Here is a 16319-nt window from a genome sequence, read left to right as displayed (position 1 = left end):
GATTATTTTTAGAGCGCCATTAATTTGAAAATCTGGATTGATGGCGATGCTTGTCCTAATGTCATAAAAGATATTACATTTCGTGCCGCTATTCGTACGAAAACTAATTTAATTATCGTTTCCAATCATCATCTCAAAGTACCCTCTTCTTTCTTTATAAAAAAATGGATCGTTGCAGGTGGATTTGACGTTGCCGACAAAACCATTATTAGTCATGTGGCTGAACATGATCTGGTTATAACGGCAGACATACCTTTTGCTAAAGCCGTCATTGATAAAAAAGCAACCGTCTTAAACCCAAGAGGCGATCTCTACACCTCAAATAACATTGATCAAATTTTCGCCATGCGAAATCTGAATGAATCCTTACGAAGTTGTGGCCTCATAACCAGTGGTGCCGCAAAAATGAGTCAAAAAGAAATACAAAACTTTTCCAATCACTTGGATAAAATTCTGACCCAATATCATCGAAGCAAAACTTGTTAACTTCAGAAGGAGCATGTAAATTTACAGCTAACTTATCTATTTTTTCCGAAACGGACTTGGCATGCATGATGCGTATTTGCTGTTTTTAATCCTTTCCTTAACGCTGGCCATGTTTATATGGGGGCAATTTCGCTATGATACCGTAGCCTTAATGAGTCTCCTCACCTTAGTCTTGACAGGACTTATTCCAACAGAGCATGCATTTCTTGGGTTTAGTAATTCGGCAGTGATTAGTGTTGCGGCTGTTATGGTCATATCAGGTGTGCTTATCCAATCTGGACTAGTTGAGCAGATATTAGTCATCGTTAAACCTTTGCTGGTTTCTCCATTTTTGCTGATAAGTGCCATATGTTTTGTCGCAGCTGTTCTATCTGCATTCATGAATAACGTTGGGGCATTGTCTTTAATCATGCCTGTTGCTATTCAAAGCGCTATCAATGCCAGAATTTCTCCATCACAAATACTCATGCCATTGTCATTTGCGACTATATTAGGTGGTATGGTTACCAAGATAGGAACACCGCCAAACTTACTCATTTCTTCTTATCGGGAAACGCTTCTGGGAACGCCATTTTCCATGTTTGATTTTGCCCCTGTTGGACTATCAGTTGCTATTGGCGGATTAATATTTATTAGCACCATTGGCTGGCGGTTTGTCCCAGTACGTCGAGCAGCTTCAAGTGATCCCAGCACATTATACCAAATACAAGACTATATCAGTGAAATTCGTATTCCTGAAGATTCTCCTGTCGTAGGCATGGAGCGACAGCAATTAGAAAGCTTAATTGCAGGAGATTTTTCTATCTTAGGATTAATTCGTGGACGGACAAAAAAGTTAGCTGTTCCATATGATGAAGAACTACAAGCCAATGATGTCTTGATTATTGAAGCCTCCCATGAAGATTTGAATAATCTCATTATTAAAGGCCAGTTGGAGCTTTATCATGGGGAAATCGTTTCACCGGAAAGTTTACGAGGAAAAGACATCAGTACAATTGAAGCCGTGGTTACTCCAGGCTCAAGAATGCAAGGCCGCTCCTGGCAACGCTTACGTATCCGTTCCAGATTAGGATTAAATTTATTGGCAATTGCTCGCTCGGGAAAAGCAATTAAAAATAGATTGAATCATGTCAATTTTAATCCCGGAGATATCTTACTGATTCAAGGACCAACGGCCGATCTCCAAGAAAATATTGTGAGCTTAGGACTTGTTCCAATAGCTGAACGGATGATTAACGTTGGTTTTAGACGCAGTGTATTGCTGCCATTGCTTTTATTTATTAGTGGCATGTTGCTGACTTCATTGCAAATTTTGCCTATTGAAATTGCGTTCACACTGGTTATTGTTTTAATGGTTGCTTTTAATATTATTCCGATGCGGCGAGTTTATACAAGCATCGATTGGTCAATTATTGTCATGCTGGGCGCACTTATTCCACTGGGTGATGCTTTACAAAATACTGGTGCTGCAAAAATGATTGGCTCCATGTTGATAACCATGACTGGCGACAACTCGCCTCTCTTAATCATAGGGCTATTATTACTCATCACCATGACGCTATCCGATTTAATGAATAATGTCGCGACCGCCGTTGTCATGGCTCCAATTGGCGCGGATTTAGCTGAATTGCTGCATATGAATCCAGATCCTTTTTTGATCGCAGTAGGCATTGGAGCATCCTGCTCATGCCTAACCCCTATCAGCCATCAAAATAACACCTTGATTATGGGTCCAGGTGGCTATAAATTTTATGATTATCTATGGCTTGGTATTCCTTTAGAGTTGGTTGTTCTAGCAATTTCCTTGCCCGCATTATTCATTTTCTGGCTATAATCAATACAAATTATGAATTCAAATAATCAACAGAAAACATGGCAATCCTTTAGAGAAAAAATTGAATTTTTAAAGCAATCAGATTCCTATCATGAAGATAACTCACTGATTGAGAGCATCGAAACTCACATGTCGTGGGTATTTTTAACGGATAAACATGCCTATAAAATTAAAAAACCAGTAGAGTTTTCTTTTCTTGATTTCAGTCATATAACAAGCCGTTTTCTAAATTGCCATAAAGAAATCAAATTAAATCAACCGTTAGCACCTGACATTTATCTGGATGTCGTACCAATGATTCAAAGTCACCTGCATGCTTTTTATCCAATTGATTGGCTACGAGAAGGAAACATTGTGGATTGGCTGGTAAAGATGCGTCGATTTCCCCGCGAACAAACGCTCGATAATGTAATATTACGCGATAATATCGATGAATCATTGCTTCTTGCCGCAGCGTACAAGTTGGTGAAGTTTTATCAAGACGCTCATCCTCTCCCTCTACACCCAAAAGAATATATACTTAGACTACATCAATATATTGATGAGAATTACCAAGCGTTATTAAATAAAAAATATCAATTTAACCAATCTGTTATTATAGAGATGCATGAGGCACAAATGCATCAACTTGATTTATTATCCGAATATATTACTCACCGGGTTCTCGAAGGTCGTATTATTGAATGCCACGGCGATTTACGGCCTGAACACATTTGCCTTATCTCTCCACCTATTTTTACCGACCGCCTTGAGTTTAATACGAGTCTCAGGATCATGGATCCTGTAGCAGAGTTGTCGTACTTATCGCTTGAATGTGAATTCTTGGGAAAACCTGAGGTGGGTGCATTTTTCTTGCAAATTTACCAGAAAGAGTTTCCTGATATCCCTGACCCAAGACTTACTGAATTTTATAAAAGTTACAAGGCCTGTCTCAGAGCAAAAATTTCCGCATGGCATCTTGATGATGAACACGTCGTAAACCAAGAAAAATGGCATAAAAAAGCTAAAGCTTATCTTAATTTAGCAACCAAAATAATGAACTAACTCATTTTATTTTCTTGATATTTTTGCAATAACTCAACGATTGATCCTCCTTCATACATTATTTTTACTGCCTGTGCAAATAACTGTGTGGCATCCAAAACAATCACTTTCCCATGCAATAATTGTTTGTTTAGTCGATGAGATGAAACGGTATTAGTAATGATAATTTTTTCGAGCCTTGAATCTGCAAGCGTCTGATTCGCTTTATCTAAAAAAACGCCATGAGTTGCGCAAGCCATAATGCGTTTGGCTCCCTCACGATGCAGCGCCTCAACGGCCAAACGGATGGTTGAACCAGAGCTGATCATATCATCAACAATAATGGCTGTACGATCTTTAACTTCTCCAACAATGACTTGCCCGCCACTAACTTCTCCAGCGCTTCTTTGCTTATCCAGGAATGCTTTCCTAACTTCTTTTTGTAAAAGTTCACTAAGGGTTTCACGAAAATACTCGGCTCTTTTGGCTCCCCCAGCATCAGGTGACACAATGGTTATCTCCTCATCCTGCACAATGTTAGCAAAATAAGGAGCAAATAATACCCTGGATTCTAAATGTTCTGTTGGTATACGAAATGCATTTTGGAAGGCAGCCACATTATGAACATCAATGGTGACTACTCGATCCGTACCAACGGCTTCCAAAAGTTGTGCAACATACTTTATGGTAACCGGATCTCTGGATTTGGTTTTACGATCTTTACGAGCATATGCAAAATAAGGAATAATCACAGTCACTTCATGCGCTGCAGCGTCTTTAAGTGCTCCAATAAAAAAAAGAAGTCGGCAAAGTTTATCATTCACACTCTGCTCACGATCACTGAATAAGGATTGAACTAAAAACACGTGTTGATTTCTTACATTCTCCAAAGAGCGCACCTTATGTTCACCATCTTCAAAATCCCGCTCTTCATGGGACGCAAGTCTGATATTTTTAACATGTGACACTAAATGTGTTCCCCAGTCTTTAGAAGCATTCAGTGCAAAAAGCATAATATCCATATAATGATTCCTTAATCTAGCTTATCCAAATTAACGAAACGCCTGGCTGCTTATAAAATTCACTCCTTTATTCAAAAGTTCACCTTTAAGTTGTTGATAATGGTCCTTATCTAATGGGCGAGCAGCATCTTCTATTAACCAACACCTAAACCCTTCTGCCAGAGCATCTTGAATGCTAAAATACACACAGATATCGGCAGCTAAACCGCAAAAATACAAATCATCAATTTTTTTATCGCGAAGATAACCTGCAAGCCCTGTACTTTTCCTGTGACCATTATCATAAAAACTGCTGTAACTATCTATTTCAGGATCAGTCCCTTTACGAAAAATTGCCTCAATAGGACAACTATCAAGTTCAGGATGAAGTTCAGCACCTGGGGTACCCTGCACGCAATGATCAGGCCAAAGTGTTTGTTTCATTCCATGAAGAACAATCTGATCGAAGGGCTTTTTATCAGGATGATTGGAAGCAAAGCTTTTATGATCGGCAGGATGCCAATCCTGTGTGGCTAGAACAAGATCAAAATAATCTTGGATTTGGTTAATGACAGGAATAATACGGTGGCCATCGGGAACTTCCAATGTGCCATCTTTTATAAAATCATTCTGGACATCAATGATGATAAGAGCATTCATGAATCATCCTTTTTGTAAGCCTGAATCAGTTGATCGCGAATTATTCTTAACCGATTGCTTATTCCAATTTTATAAATACCTGCCTTATCAAGACGCTTAAATTCACCCGATAATAATTTTAGTCGATTTTGACTAAAGCATGCGATTTCTTTAAGCGACTTAGGTTCTTCCACCCGTCTTCCATTATTCATGACCTGTTGCAATAAAGGTTCTGTTTTAAGCCCTTTAATGTTTACAGAACCTGAATGGTCAAAGGGAGAATACATCGCCGTAATATCCTGCTCATCCTCCAAGCTGATCACATCAGCACCCCAAAACATCTCATTTTCCCTAAGAATTCGATGCACTTGTTTTTTACCTGGGATAGTAATTTTATCCATCGTTTCTGACAATTTAATTCGAGGTTTACCTTGGGTAGAAACCAATTTATAAACACCATCTAATGCGCCATCTGGTTGTCCTATCACAAGGCTTGTACCAACACCAAAAAGATCAATCGGTGCTTGCTGTTCAAGCAATTGTTGAATCGCGTATTCATCCAATTGATTGGAGGCAGCAATTTTGACATAGGTCATTCCAGCCTCATCCAGAAGTTGACGAGACTGTTTAGCCAGAAAGGCCAAATCACCACTATCCAAACGAATCCCTTTAAGCTTATGGCCTTTTGCCTCCATTTCTCTACCGACTTTAATCGCATTGGGTAAACCACTGTTCAATGTGTCATAAGTGTCAACCAATAAAATACAGTTATCAGGCCAAACTTCGGCAAAATCACGAAAGGCGGAATATTCATCATCATAACTTTGAATAAACGCGTGAGACATGGTACCTGAAACTGGAATGCCATAATCCCGTCCCGCAGCCACATTACTGGTTGCATTAAATCCACCAATAAAAGCTGCTCGGCTTGCAAAATAACCACCGGCACCTTGGGCCCGACGCAATCCAAAATCTACCAATTGACGTTCTTTTGCTACCTGACGCATACGATTGGCTTTAGTTGCAATAAGCGTTTGGAAATTCAAAATATTTAACACCATCGTTTCAATGATCTGGACTTCGAGCATGTTTGCTTCAATGGTAATCACAGGCCGGGTTGGAAAAACAACATCTCCCTCCCGAGAAGCATAAACGTTTCCACGGAAACGAAACTGCTTAAGATAATCGAGAAAATCAGACACAAAGCCTTGTTGTCTTAAAAATTGTATATCCTCATCATTAAATTTGAGTTTTTCCAAAACATCCAAGAGATCTTCCAAACCAGCAAATACCGCATACCCGCCATTAAAAGGAAGCTTTCGGAAAAAATAATCAAAAATTGCCGAGTGTTTTGCTCGTCCCTTAAGAAAATATGCTTGCGCCATGGTGAGCTGATACTGATCAGTATAAGTTCCTGTGTAATTGATCATAGGCATGCATATCCTCTATAAATGAGGGTTATTATCCGTTAATGTTTCTGTTCTAGCACTACTCTCTACAAATACGACGAGTCATCAGTTCCGAGCCCAATGGGTAGAAACCAAATAATACAGAACTTTTTGCTAAATGTTCATTTCTCTAAACCTAAACATTGAATTATTACAAAACCTATTCTTTAATTCTCAGAACAAAAAGCATGATTAAGAATTATAATTAGGCCGGTTTGATAATAAACAGGATAAAACCAGGGAGCAATCTTCCCTATAATCGTCAAAAAATGAGTCGAGGCAATGATGAAACCTCATAATAGATGGGAACATTTTACTCATGGCGCCGACATAGGCGTTAGAGGGATTGGTGATTCCATCGCTCATGCATTTGAAATGGGAGGCTTGGCCTTAATTGGTGTGATAACCAACCCTGATAACATTGTCCCAACGATTGAAATTTCCATTTCTTGTTATGCACCTGATTATGAAATTTTATTTCTTGACTGGCTGAATGCCATCATCTATCAAATTGAAACCAAAGACATGCTTTTTGCAGAATTTCATGTAGACATTGCTGAACCGTTTAAATTAAACGCGACGATAAAAGGAGAAAAAATTAATCGTCTTCGCCATCAACCAGTTAGCTCATCATTCAGGCTGAGCTAAAAAGGTAGTCCGTTTAAAGCCTTTAGTATGTGTTAAAGGATAATTTAGAAACACTACACATCAGCACGTAAAAAAATTTGGGTATAATAAGCCCAGCCTTGTTTACTGTGAGCAATTCCTATACCGGTCAAATTGTAATTGCCTTTAATATTTCTACGATGCCCAGGACTGGCTATCCAGGCGTCCACAAGTTTTTTGGCGTCCAGCTTGTAATAAGCGACATTTTCAGCGCCAGCATGACAATTTTTTATGTCCTTATACAACCGATGTATACGAGCATCAAAATACTGATGTCCAAATGGAACCGCCTTATTTGCCATAGCTTGGCTGTGTTTTTTTGCTTCTAAAGACACAAGCGAATTCATTGTCAGTGGCGCCAAGTGATGTTTTAATCGATACTCATTAACATACTGCAATATCAATTTCTGATAATCAGCATCAGACGTTGATTGCCCCTTAGGATGAGCAGCTAAACTGGTCGGCGAAAAAACAAGGAATGATGCAATAAATAAACTCAGCGCTATACGGATCATACAATGATGCAGAGTTAAATTTCTTATATTCATGTGGGCAAAATTATATCACTTTAAGAGAACAACTTATACTGAGCAGGTCGCCTGAACAGGAGACGCTCCTACATTCACAAGGTATACTCTCGTACCTGGCTCTGCACTCACTGAAATTTGATCGTTATTCTTTAACATAAGAAATGTAGCTTGCCCTTGGGATAAATTTCTGCCGTTTACCTTACCTTTATTATTTAAAATACTGACTCGAATTTTACTTTTGGTATTATCATTCTGAACATTGCAAGTTGCATTTAAAGTCCAGGCATAATGGTTTGTTAAAGACTTAGACTCTTTGGGAGCAAGTTTAATCATTTTTTGTGCGTATGCATGTATGGTAAATAAACAAACTAAAACAAAAACGGCACTACGAAAACAACTTGACATATCACTCCTCACTTGGGACAACATCGACCCTTTGTATTTTTTAACAAACATGTGTAAATTATATACATATATTCTTAACATTTTATTAGGGATACCTCATGATTCCATTAAAAATCTGTTTCGGGAATTTTGTGCATAGGCTGATTGCATTTTTTATGCCCAGGAAGGATCGTTGCTTAAGTTTTATAAAATATTATTGAGGATGGGTAATTTCCGAAAATAATTGGCCAGTAAAAACGTCAAAGGTATAGCCAAAAGACAAGTCAGCACCCAGCCAGCAATCCCATAATACCCCAGCCATTGATATTCATAATAAGACATAGGTACGATAATCAGCGGGTGAATCAAATAAACGGTAAAAGATGCTTTGGTTAAGGTCTGAAACATCGGATTCGTATTATTAAAATAGATCTGACTTAAGGCGAGCAAACTGATAATCAAACTAAACGCAGAAAAAGCTTCCCATTGTGTCCATAGGAAAGCATACCAATTAAAGCCCCCCATCACTGCAGTCATTAAATCATGCTTCATGACATATTGCAGGTAAAAACCAATAAACCCCATGCTGATGAACGCACCAATATACCAAGGCCTGGCAAAAGCTGCATTAAACTTATTCAGCCAATCATTACGGACAGCAATAATACCTGTCGCAAACAGGAAAAGATACATGGGATAATAACCGAATTGAAAACCATGCCAATGAGTGCCAATTGGCCAGTAGAGTCTTAGCAAAAAAGTGATGCATCCTATTAAAAAACCCATCAAGATAATCAACCCTTGTGAGGGCAAGCGTACGTTTAATTTTGATGGACAAAGATTGATATACCGATAAACAGAATACAATAAATTAAAAGCAAATAACGTCACAAGAAACCAAGTAGGGCCAAAAGAAAAAGCATAATTCAATGCATGGTGGTCAAAAAAGGAAGCCATCGCCACCACCAGGGGAGAAAAAATAAAGAAGAACATTAAAGCCGGAATCATTAAGCGTAGACATTTGTCTTTTAGAAAAAGAATTTGGCCTTTTTTATCAAAGGATAGGGGTGTAAACAACGCTGAAATAAAAAAGAAAAACCCCATGAAAAAAGATTGATTGAGAGCGAGAAACCAAGTTAACCAGTAAAAAGAAATGGGGGATGGTCGTTGTGGGACAATATAATACCACTCACCCATTCCTCCAAAAGCAATGCCCACATGATGAGCCAATACTAGGATAATAAGCGCCCATTTAAGATGGTCAAGGTAAGCCAGTCGAGTCATGAAAAAATGATTGATATCTAACGGTCTTTATAACCAGTCACCGCCAATATGCATGGTCCCTTGGCTATGACATTGATATGATGTTTTGCGCAGTCGTTAATTGCTCTTTCGCTTTCCGCTCCAGGCTGCATCCATATATTTTTTATGCCTTTAGCAATAGCCTGTTCAACTACCTTTTCCGTAATTGCAGGAGGTGTAACAATTGAAATGCTGTGAACAGCATCTGGTAAATCATTGATGGTTTGCACGCATGATACCCCTTCGATCGCTGTTTCTTTCGGATGCACAGGAATCACTTTTTTATGCTGTTGTAAATAACAACGCAACACTTTATTACCATATTTTGCACGATTGGTTGATGCCCCAATAACCGCATAACCGTCGGAAGTAAAGAACTGCCTTATTTTATCATCCATAATCTGCTCCTAATGGTCAAGCGCCATGCCTCGCTGTTGAGAACGCTCAAAATCCAATGCTTCTTTTGCTTCTTTCAATACAGGGATATTCAAATCCAGGTTACCAGCCGCATCTATCCACTGTAATTCCATGATCACTTCACGGGTGCGATGTCCTCCACCATATAATGCATGAACCAGTATTTCTTTAAGACTTGCTTGTCTGAAATTGATATTGCTGCGTCTGAAGCTGCCAAAAAAACCGGATTGTTCCGCCTGTAATTTACTTTCATATTTTCGAATAAAGGATGCCCGCAGTGCCTCTTCGCTGATGTCTAATTCTTCCTTTTCCAGCGCTTCTTCCTGAGGTTCCAAAAAATGATATTCTTTACTGTACTTTTCGTAAAAACGCTCAGCCAATAATGCATGCAGATCAGCCGTTGGATGAACATCATCCCAAAACATATATCCTTTTGCCGGTGAAGTACGGTCAGGATTGATTTTAAAATCCGCTGATTCCGTGTATGGTATCCTAAGTTTTGCCGGATCAAAACCATGCGCTTCGGGATGTTGATAGATCTCAGTAAATAAAGAGCTCACATCAAACACATCTACCGAACAATGAGGATAAGTTTCTGCCAGCTCCTTACATGCCTTGGCTAACTGTTCATTAAAATATAAGGAGCATGCATGTGCATTATCACGCTCTTCCTGGCTTTTAGCCTGATATCGTGGAGTCAACGAGAGATCAGGAAGATTAAATAAAACAAAATGGCGATAGCCATTTTTAATTAACTGTTCTGCATTGGTGATACGATCTTTAATGGCACGATTGACTTCTTCCTTTGATGGATGAGCATTCACTGTAATTAAGTCATTTGCTCCGGACCATTCAAGCACCAGGGTTTCTGCTTTATGCTTTCTTGACAATTCATGGTCTCGATCATACGCCAGTAATTTATTGCGCATCGTTGCCAGCTTGGATAAAATGATTCGGCTTACAAATCGGCTGACACTTGTACTGGGCATCCAACTGTAATCATGAGCAGTCAGGCCACCTTCATCATAATTTCGGACAAAATCACGACCCTGATAACGAACAAAACGATCATCATTTAAAAAATAGGAATACCTGACCAATTTTTTTATGCGTGGATCATCAGTTAGAATTTCATCGGCGATTTCAGAGGGCTCCAGAACATCCGCAGGCGTTTTAGGGCGAGAATGAGAATTGGTAATGATATCATCGGCAATATCCGTAACATCATGTTCTTCTCGATGCTGTCCTGCTTCTTGATCACGCTCTTCCGTTTCCTCAATTAAAAACTCATCCGCAATCATGGCACTGATAAAATCGCTCCAAGCCAATCCATTCGTAAAACGGCCTATTGGCGAATGCTTGCTTAATCCGCTTAAAGATGCCATGGGAATGCAACCCAACAGATAGCGATGATCCAATGTTCCTCTGTCAGAAAGACTATCGCCCATCATAATAAAATGAGAAATTTTTTTAGCTTTCATTCTCTACCATGGCATTTTTGTTGTTAATAATTTGTACATTATATCTTATTTTAAACACAATGTAATTATAAACTGGTTGAATCCATTATAAGTTAACCTCTTGATAAAGCTTCTAACTGATTCATCACCATGGATCACAGTGACTTCTCAATTACAAAATTCACCTACTCTAATACCATTCTCCCAGCAGTTGATTATCTGTTGATTGGTATTGACGGTTAAAATCATCATAGTACAGAATGGATAAATCTCAACTGAAGACAATCAAGAATGGATTATCTGACTTTTTTTACTCCTTTTCGTGGAGTTATTGGTGGTATTTTAATTGGTCTTAGTACTGTTCTGTTTTTATGGTTCAACGGCCGTATTGCTGGGATGAGTGGCTTGATTCATGGTCTTTGTCCCCCTAAAAAACCATTCGAGCTTTGGCGTCTTACTTTTTTGTTAGGTTTAATAGTCGGTGGTTTAGGCTTTTATTTGTTCCCTATGATTCAATTTTCACCACGAAGCCATTATCCAATTTCTCTATTGATTTTAGGAGGTTTTTGTGTTGGTTTTGGCACAAGAATAGGGCAAGGATGCACTTCGGGACATGGGGTGTGCGGCATTGCAAGACTGTCCAAACGTTCAATCATTGCTACATTTACTTTCATCATTTCAGCCATGATAACCGTTTTTATACTTAGGCATCTTCTTGGAGTGTATTGAATGTATTCCTTTATAGCTTTTTTATGCGGTTTAATTTTTGGTTTAGGTCTGGCCATCTCTAATATGATTAACCCAAACAAAATCTTAAATTTTTTAGATGTATTTGGACATTGGGATCCTACCTTATTTGTGGTCATGGGTGCTGCACTACTCGTTACCCTCCCTGGATATCAAATGATTTTAAAATCAAATAAACCGAAACTTGACAATCAGTTTCATTTGCCCAAAAAAACAAACATTAACGCTCCTCTTATCATTGGCAGTATAATTTTCGGCATTGGCTGGGGACTTTCTGGTTATTGCCCAGGTCCAGGAATTACAGCCTTATCTACTTTTAACTTAGATCCTCTTTACTTCATTATAGGATTGATTTTAGGCTCTCTTACTTTTTTTGGCCTGTTTAAGCTTACAGGACGAAAAAACCTCAAGACCTAAGCAAAAAAATGTTGATGAGGACGTTTAGACTAACGAAATGACTGAATCAAAATGTCTTTTTAACGCAAAGATTAGGGTTTTTCGTAAATATTGATTTAAGTATTATCTTGACACAAAAGGATTTCCCTTGATGTGAAATCTTAATAACCTCTTTGCCCAATGCTTGGCATAGGCAATGCCAATTCTTGGGGTTTTTACGATAGTGATGCGCGACTCATGATTCGCCGTTGCAATAAAAAAATCATCACTTAATAGATCATGGCCATTTAATTGTTTATCAATTTCCATTGCTTTGCATAATAATCCGGGGCCTTGTGTGCGTGTATCAAGATTGGCTATAGGCTCAAGCGCACGCAACAGCACGGCACACCCATTCCCTTCCTGTTCTGTCACAACATTCACACAATGGTGAATACCATAGATTAAGTAGACATAGGCATAACCTGGAGGTCCAAACATAATTTGGGTACGTTTCGTGATGCCTTTGGATGAGTGGGCTGCCAGATCATGTCGACCAAGATAAGCTTCTACCTCTACAATTCGGCCAATACGTGCCACTGCTGATGTTTTGTGCACCAACAATTTACCCAGCAATTCTTTTGCAACCAATACCGTATCTCGATTATAAAATTCACGCCCCAGTTTTTGCATAACAACCAAATATTAGAAAAAAAATAAATTTCAGATAAAAACGTTCTGTATCAAAGTAAGCACAAGACATTTAGATATGATGCAATTATAGCGCAGATAATACTTGTAGGTTGATATAAGCATGCTAAACAATATACTCTATTAAAAAGCCATTTACACATCCGCCTATCCATTGATTTTTATTTTTGAAAAAAGTTCTAAAGATTATTCAAGTGCAGACGATAACCAAGAAGGACGTGATTAGGGAGGAGACTATGAGTCAAGTTGATCATTTAAATGCAAAAAAAATGAATGCTAAATCATCCTGCCAGGTGCTGGAGAATTTTATGAAACGCCTCAGTTTTAATGATACCGTGAAACAAATAACAGCACTAAAAGCGATGATTTTTAATGCCCCAGACATCAATCAAGCAAAAATTCAATTTCTTAAAGAAGAAATAGCTGCCGGCAGATACCAAATTCAAAGCACAAAAATTGCCAGTAAATTAACAGCATATCATCAAGTCACCAGAGAACTCGAACTGGCCTGATTCCAGCATAACATTGCCCTGCAAATTATGTAGGTTGATCTTGCCACAAAAGTTCTTTAATACTGATTAGTTGCCATCCTCCGAGAAATCCGAGGATGGCAAGCTTGCAGTTTATTTAACTTCAGTTCTTATTTCGGCAGCATCCGTAAGGCACCATCCAGGCGAATCACTTCTCCATTGATCATGCAATTTTCAATAATATGAATCACAAGAGCAGCGTACTCTTCTGGTTTTCCCAATCGTTTTGGAAATGGTACAGTTTCAGCAAGGCTTTGCTGCACTTCAACAGGCATGTTTAACAGCATGGGGGTTGCAATCAAGCCAGGTGCAATTGTATTGACTCGAATTCCAAATTGAGCTAGTTCCCGAGCTGCAGGTAAGGTCATCGCCACAACCCCTCCTTTTGACGCGCTATAAGCAGTTTGTCCGATTTGACCTTCATAAGCAGCAATAGAGGCTGTATTGATAACAACACCTCTCTCTTGTGAATCGCCCATAGTTTCCAGCTTTGTCATTGCAGCAGCAACAACTCTCATGACATTAAACGTTCCTATTAGATTAACATCAATAACTTTGCGAAATGCTTCTAAAGGCATGGCACCCTCTTTGCCAACCATGCGTTTGGCTGGCGCAATTCCAGCACAATTTATACATATTCTGGGAATTCCAATATGTTTGATAGTCTCTTGCAATGCCCGTTCTACTGCTTGTTCAGAACTCACATCACATACCATGACTTCCTCAGACGCTTCTTGAATCTGTTGGTCCCAAATAACCACCCGAACGCCACGCTGTTTTAAAAGCTGGGCACAGGCTCTGCCCATCCCGGATGCACCACCTGTGACAATTGCAACTTGATTATCAAGATTCATACATTCTCCCTGTTACATTACGAGCGTAAAAACGATTGACTAAGTGCTTTAAACTGGGCAGTACCTGCCTGTCTGACCCATTCAAAAAACACCATTTCTGCAGTAATCAAATGAATACCTTGTGTTTTCATTCGTTTCAAACCATATTTATGATCCAGTTCATATCGACTGCTTACTGCATCAACCACAATAAAAACATCTATACCAGCATCGTTCATCTCCATTGCCGTTTGCAATACACAAACATGCGTCTCGATACCTGCTATAATGGCCTGAGTTTTATTAATGTCTTGCCAATGTTTAACAAATGCAGGTTCTCTGTAGCTAGAAAAATGAACTTTATCAATGCACTTTCCAGAAACCATCCACTCTTTTAATGCCGTCACCGTATGCCCTAAACCTTGAGGATATTGCTCACTTATCAATAATGGAACATTTAACGTCTTGGCCAACCGCATTAACCATTGACAACGAGTGACCAAAGCATCCGGCTTTATAACATAAGGGGTTAATTTTTCTTGCACATCCACTAACAACAAACAAGATTTCTCTTTTTCTAACAACATTTTTTTCTCCTAGGTTCGGCTTTTTAAAAAGCGATTGATGCAAAGTCCAAATTTGTTGTTCTGCATGTTATTTTTCCATCATTGTTCCGTTAAAAGATAGCAAACAATACGGCTAACCAGTTATAAGATACCCCTTCCTGTTTTTTGAATCGCTTTGGAAAAGATCCAAGGATGCTCTCGACGCAAAATCGTTTGTTTGACAGGATGGAGATAAATGGTAGGTTTCATCGCTATTTTCATCTTTATAAAAGTCGGTTAATCTACACTACGGATGATTGATGCTCAAGTCAGTAAAAATTTCAGGGTTTATCAAAGAGGTTATTATGTACAAAAGAGTTGGATCAGCATGTCTGGTTACCTTGTTCTTTTTTATTTGTGATGTAGCATATAGCGATCCTTGGTTTACGGGTCCTTTACTTGCTCCATCAGGAAAAACGATTCCTCGTGGACATGTAAACCTTGAAACCTATGGCTTTTACACCGAAAACTCCGGCATGTTTGACCGCCACTGGAAATTAATTGAAGGACCTTCCTCTCAAAATATTCAAATCAACCCATTATTCTCATATGGGCTAACTGATCGTATGGATCTGCAATTTAGTCTACCGTACGTCATTAACCGCACCCATGGACAAACGGGAAGACACATCGGTGATACTGCTGCAACATTAGGTTTCCAGATATTTAAACAAGAACAATCTCTTTGGTGGCCTGATCTTCGTATTTCTCTACAACAAATTTTTCCAACTGGACGATATGAAGGATTCAACCCCACCAACCAAGGAACAGAAGCAACGGGTATCGGAAGTTATCAAACAGCACTTGGATTTAATTTTCAACACTTAAACTTACTTAGCCAAACTCATTATTTTCGCCAGCGTCTTAGTTTAACTTATTTATATGCCGCCCCAGTAAGTATCAGAGGACATAACAGTTACGGTGGCAATATGGATACCAGAGGCTCGGTTAAACCTGGAAATCTAACAAGTATTGATTTAGCTGGCGAGCTGAGCCTTACTCAAAACTGGGTCGTTGTTATGGAAGGCTATTATTTTACCCGGGGAGCTTCCGCGTTCCGAGGTAATCCAGGCTTAAATACCCAGGGATTACCGCTCATGATTGGTCACGATACCATTGCAGAACTTAGTCTTGCACCCGCCATTGAATATAATTTTTCTGCGAACTATGGAATTATTGCTGGCGTTTGGTTTTCCACAAGAGGAAAAGATGCGCCAGACTTCATGTCTACCGTTATTGCCTTTAATGCTTTTTGGTAAGATTCAATGCGCCTCCTTATCCTGTTTATACAGGCTATAGGAGGCCTCATCAAATCAGTTTAATTAAAC

19 protein-coding genes are annotated in these 16319 nt (G+C 39.0%); 8 read left to right on the top strand and 11 right to left on the bottom strand.

Translation table 11 applies throughout. The annotated features are described in order from the left end of the window. The first annotated feature begins 24 nt into the window (after nt 1-24). The 3 genes from E1O52_RS06380 (at nt 25) to E1O52_RS06370 (ending at nt 3364) form a co-directional block, all read left to right on the top strand. On the top strand, nt 25-486 hold the full coding sequence (locus E1O52_RS06380; RefSeq protein WP_133127868.1) for a YaiI/YqxD family protein: 462 nt from the start codon (nt 25-27) through the stop codon (nt 484-486). A gap of 61 nt (nt 487-547) precedes the next feature. After that, entirely contained in the window at nt 548-2320 is a 1773-nt protein-coding gene (locus E1O52_RS06375; RefSeq protein ID WP_133127867.1) for an SLC13 family permease, read from the top strand. A gap of 12 nt (nt 2321-2332) precedes the next feature. Continuing rightward, nucleotides 2333-3364 carry a hypothetical protein gene (locus E1O52_RS06370; RefSeq protein WP_133127866.1) on the top strand — a complete coding sequence of 344 codons (1032 nt, stop codon included), beginning with the start codon at nt 2333-2335 and terminating at the stop codon, nt 3362-3364. On the opposite strand, the gene E1O52_RS06365 is transcribed toward E1O52_RS06370, so the two are convergent. Genes E1O52_RS06365 through E1O52_RS06355 form a run of 3 tightly spaced genes read right to left on the bottom strand, consistent with a single transcriptional unit; the run spans nt 3361 to nt 6413 of the window. Then, a complete protein-coding gene (locus E1O52_RS06365; RefSeq protein WP_133127865.1) occupies nt 3361-4365 on the bottom strand; it encodes a ribose-phosphate diphosphokinase in 1005 nt (334 codons plus the stop codon). The genes E1O52_RS06370 and E1O52_RS06365 overlap by 4 nt on opposite strands. 30 nt (nt 4366-4395) lie before the next feature. Beyond that, nucleotides 4396-5004, bottom strand: coding sequence for a bifunctional nicotinamidase/pyrazinamidase (gene pncA / locus E1O52_RS06360; RefSeq protein ID WP_133127864.1), 609 nt, complete (start codon nt 5002-5004; stop codon nt 4396-4398). After that, on the bottom strand, nt 5001-6413 hold the full coding sequence (locus E1O52_RS06355; RefSeq protein ID WP_133127905.1) for a nicotinate phosphoribosyltransferase: 1413 nt from the start codon (nt 6411-6413) through the stop codon (nt 5001-5003). Before E1O52_RS06355 ends, pncA begins: the two co-directional genes overlap by 4 nt. A gap of 300 nt (nt 6414-6713) precedes the next feature. Between E1O52_RS06355 and E1O52_RS06350 the strand changes: the two genes are divergently transcribed. After that, nucleotides 6714-7079, top strand: coding sequence for an archease (locus E1O52_RS06350; protein WP_133127863.1), 366 nt, complete (start codon nt 6714-6716; stop codon nt 7077-7079). A gap of 53 nt (nt 7080-7132) precedes the next feature. On the opposite strand, the gene E1O52_RS06345 is transcribed toward E1O52_RS06350, so the two are convergent. From E1O52_RS06345 to E1O52_RS06325, 5 genes are all read right to left on the bottom strand, one after another. Then, nucleotides 7133-7645 (bottom strand): CAP domain-containing protein, encoded by a 513-nt coding sequence (locus tag E1O52_RS06345; protein WP_242602183.1) that lies wholly within the window; start codon nt 7643-7645, stop codon nt 7133-7135. Between the two features lie 33 nt (nt 7646-7678). Then, nucleotides 7679-8032 (bottom strand): hypothetical protein, encoded by a 354-nt coding sequence (locus E1O52_RS06340; protein ID WP_133127862.1) that lies wholly within the window; start codon nt 8030-8032, stop codon nt 7679-7681. Between the two features lie 183 nt (nt 8033-8215). Next, a complete protein-coding gene (locus tag E1O52_RS06335; protein WP_133127861.1) occupies nt 8216-9295 on the bottom strand; it encodes an acyltransferase family protein in 1080 nt (359 codons plus the stop codon). 17 nt (nt 9296-9312) lie between these two features. Beyond that, nucleotides 9313-9714: a CoA-binding protein gene (locus E1O52_RS06330; RefSeq protein ID WP_133127860.1), complete on the bottom strand. Its 402-nt coding sequence runs from the start codon at nt 9712-9714 to the stop codon at nt 9313-9315. A 6-nt stretch (nt 9715-9720) separates the two neighbouring features. Further along, nucleotides 9721-11211 (bottom strand): SGNH/GDSL hydrolase family protein, encoded by a 1491-nt coding sequence (locus E1O52_RS06325; RefSeq protein ID WP_133127859.1) that lies wholly within the window; start codon nt 11209-11211, stop codon nt 9721-9723. A 270-nt stretch (nt 11212-11481) separates the two neighbouring features. Here E1O52_RS06325 and E1O52_RS06320 point away from each other — a divergent pair, with 270 nt between their 5' ends. Together E1O52_RS06320 and E1O52_RS06315 are read left to right on the top strand one after the other, a co-directional pair. Next, on the top strand, nt 11482-11919 hold the full coding sequence (locus tag E1O52_RS06320) for a YeeE/YedE family protein (RefSeq protein WP_133127858.1): 438 nt from the start codon (nt 11482-11484) through the stop codon (nt 11917-11919). Then, nucleotides 11920-12354, top strand: a complete 435-nt coding sequence (locus E1O52_RS06315; protein WP_133127857.1) for a DUF6691 family protein — start codon at nt 11920-11922, stop codon at nt 12352-12354. Between the two features lie 102 nt (nt 12355-12456). Here E1O52_RS06315 and E1O52_RS06310 read toward each other — a convergent pair whose 3' ends face one another. Further along, entirely contained in the window at nt 12457-13005 is a 549-nt protein-coding gene (locus E1O52_RS06310) for a DNA-3-methyladenine glycosylase (protein WP_133127856.1), read from the bottom strand. Nucleotides 13006-13217: 212 nt separating this feature from the next. Here E1O52_RS06310 and flgM point away from each other — a divergent pair, with 212 nt between their 5' ends. After that, nucleotides 13218-13535 (top strand): flagellar biosynthesis anti-sigma factor FlgM, encoded by a 318-nt coding sequence (gene flgM, locus E1O52_RS06305; protein ID WP_165474725.1) that lies wholly within the window; start codon nt 13218-13220, stop codon nt 13533-13535. A 128-nt stretch (nt 13536-13663) separates the two neighbouring features. On the opposite strand, the gene E1O52_RS06300 is transcribed toward flgM, so the two are convergent. Then, nucleotides 13664-14407, bottom strand: coding sequence for an SDR family oxidoreductase (locus E1O52_RS06300; RefSeq protein WP_133127854.1), 744 nt, complete (start codon nt 14405-14407; stop codon nt 13664-13666). Between the two features lie 17 nt (nt 14408-14424). After that, nucleotides 14425-14973 (bottom strand): hydrolase, encoded by a 549-nt coding sequence (locus E1O52_RS06295; RefSeq protein ID WP_133127853.1) that lies wholly within the window; start codon nt 14971-14973, stop codon nt 14425-14427. A gap of 323 nt (nt 14974-15296) precedes the next feature. Between E1O52_RS06295 and E1O52_RS06290 the strand changes: the two genes are divergently transcribed. Next, entirely contained in the window at nt 15297-16250 is a 954-nt protein-coding gene (locus E1O52_RS06290; protein ID WP_133127852.1) for a hypothetical protein, read from the top strand. Nucleotides 16251-16319 lie beyond the last annotated feature (69 nt).

Origin of the sequence: Legionella nagasakiensis (assembly GCF_900639915.1) — a bacterium.
In the GTDB taxonomy this organism is placed as follows: domain Bacteria; phylum Pseudomonadota; class Gammaproteobacteria; order Legionellales; family Legionellaceae; genus Legionella_A; species Legionella_A nagasakiensis.
The sequence above is the reverse complement of the archived record's forward strand: the minus strand, read 5'-3'. Positions and strand labels throughout refer to the sequence as shown.

Excerpts from the sequence above, each read along its gene's own strand:
- E1O52_RS06300 (WP_133127854.1), bottom strand. The coding sequence starts at position 14,407 with ATGAATCTTGATAATCAAGTTGCAATTGTCACAGGTGGTGCATCCGGG.
- pncA (WP_133127864.1), bottom strand. The coding sequence starts at position 5,004 with ATGAATGCTCTTATCATCATTGATGTCCAGAATGATTTTATAAAAGAT.
- E1O52_RS06325 (WP_133127859.1), bottom strand. The coding sequence starts at position 11,211 with ATGAAAGCTAAAAAAATTTCTCATTTTATTATGATGGGCGATAGTCTT.
- E1O52_RS06320 (WP_133127858.1), top strand. The coding sequence starts at position 11,482 with ATGGATTATCTGACTTTTTTTACTCCTTTTCGTGGAGTTATTGGTGGT.
- E1O52_RS06350 (WP_133127863.1), top strand. The coding sequence starts at position 6,714 with ATGATGAAACCTCATAATAGATGGGAACATTTTACTCATGGCGCCGAC.
- E1O52_RS06340 (WP_133127862.1), bottom strand. The coding sequence starts at position 8,032 with ATGTCAAGTTGTTTTCGTAGTGCCGTTTTTGTTTTAGTTTGTTTATTT.
- E1O52_RS06295 (WP_133127853.1), bottom strand. The coding sequence starts at position 14,973 with ATGTTGTTAGAAAAAGAGAAATCTTGTTTGTTGTTAGTGGATGTGCAA.
- E1O52_RS06345 (WP_242602183.1), bottom strand. The coding sequence starts at position 7,645 with ATGAATATAAGAAATTTAACTCTGCATCATTGTATGATCCGTATAGCG.
- E1O52_RS06375 (WP_133127867.1), top strand. The coding sequence starts at position 548 with ATGCATGATGCGTATTTGCTGTTTTTAATCCTTTCCTTAACGCTGGCC.
- E1O52_RS06290 (WP_133127852.1), top strand. The coding sequence starts at position 15,297 with ATGTACAAAAGAGTTGGATCAGCATGTCTGGTTACCTTGTTCTTTTTT.
- E1O52_RS06370 (WP_133127866.1), top strand. The coding sequence starts at position 2,333 with ATGAATTCAAATAATCAACAGAAAACATGGCAATCCTTTAGAGAAAAA.
- E1O52_RS06365 (WP_133127865.1), bottom strand. The coding sequence starts at position 4,365 with ATGGATATTATGCTTTTTGCACTGAATGCTTCTAAAGACTGGGGAACA.
- E1O52_RS06315 (WP_133127857.1), top strand. The coding sequence starts at position 11,920 with ATGTATTCCTTTATAGCTTTTTTATGCGGTTTAATTTTTGGTTTAGGT.
- E1O52_RS06310 (WP_133127856.1), bottom strand. The coding sequence starts at position 13,005 with ATGCAAAAACTGGGGCGTGAATTTTATAATCGAGATACGGTATTGGTT.
- E1O52_RS06335 (WP_133127861.1), bottom strand. The coding sequence starts at position 9,295 with ATGACTCGACTGGCTTACCTTGACCATCTTAAATGGGCGCTTATTATC.
- E1O52_RS06355 (WP_133127905.1), bottom strand. The coding sequence starts at position 6,413 with ATGATCAATTACACAGGAACTTATACTGATCAGTATCAGCTCACCATG.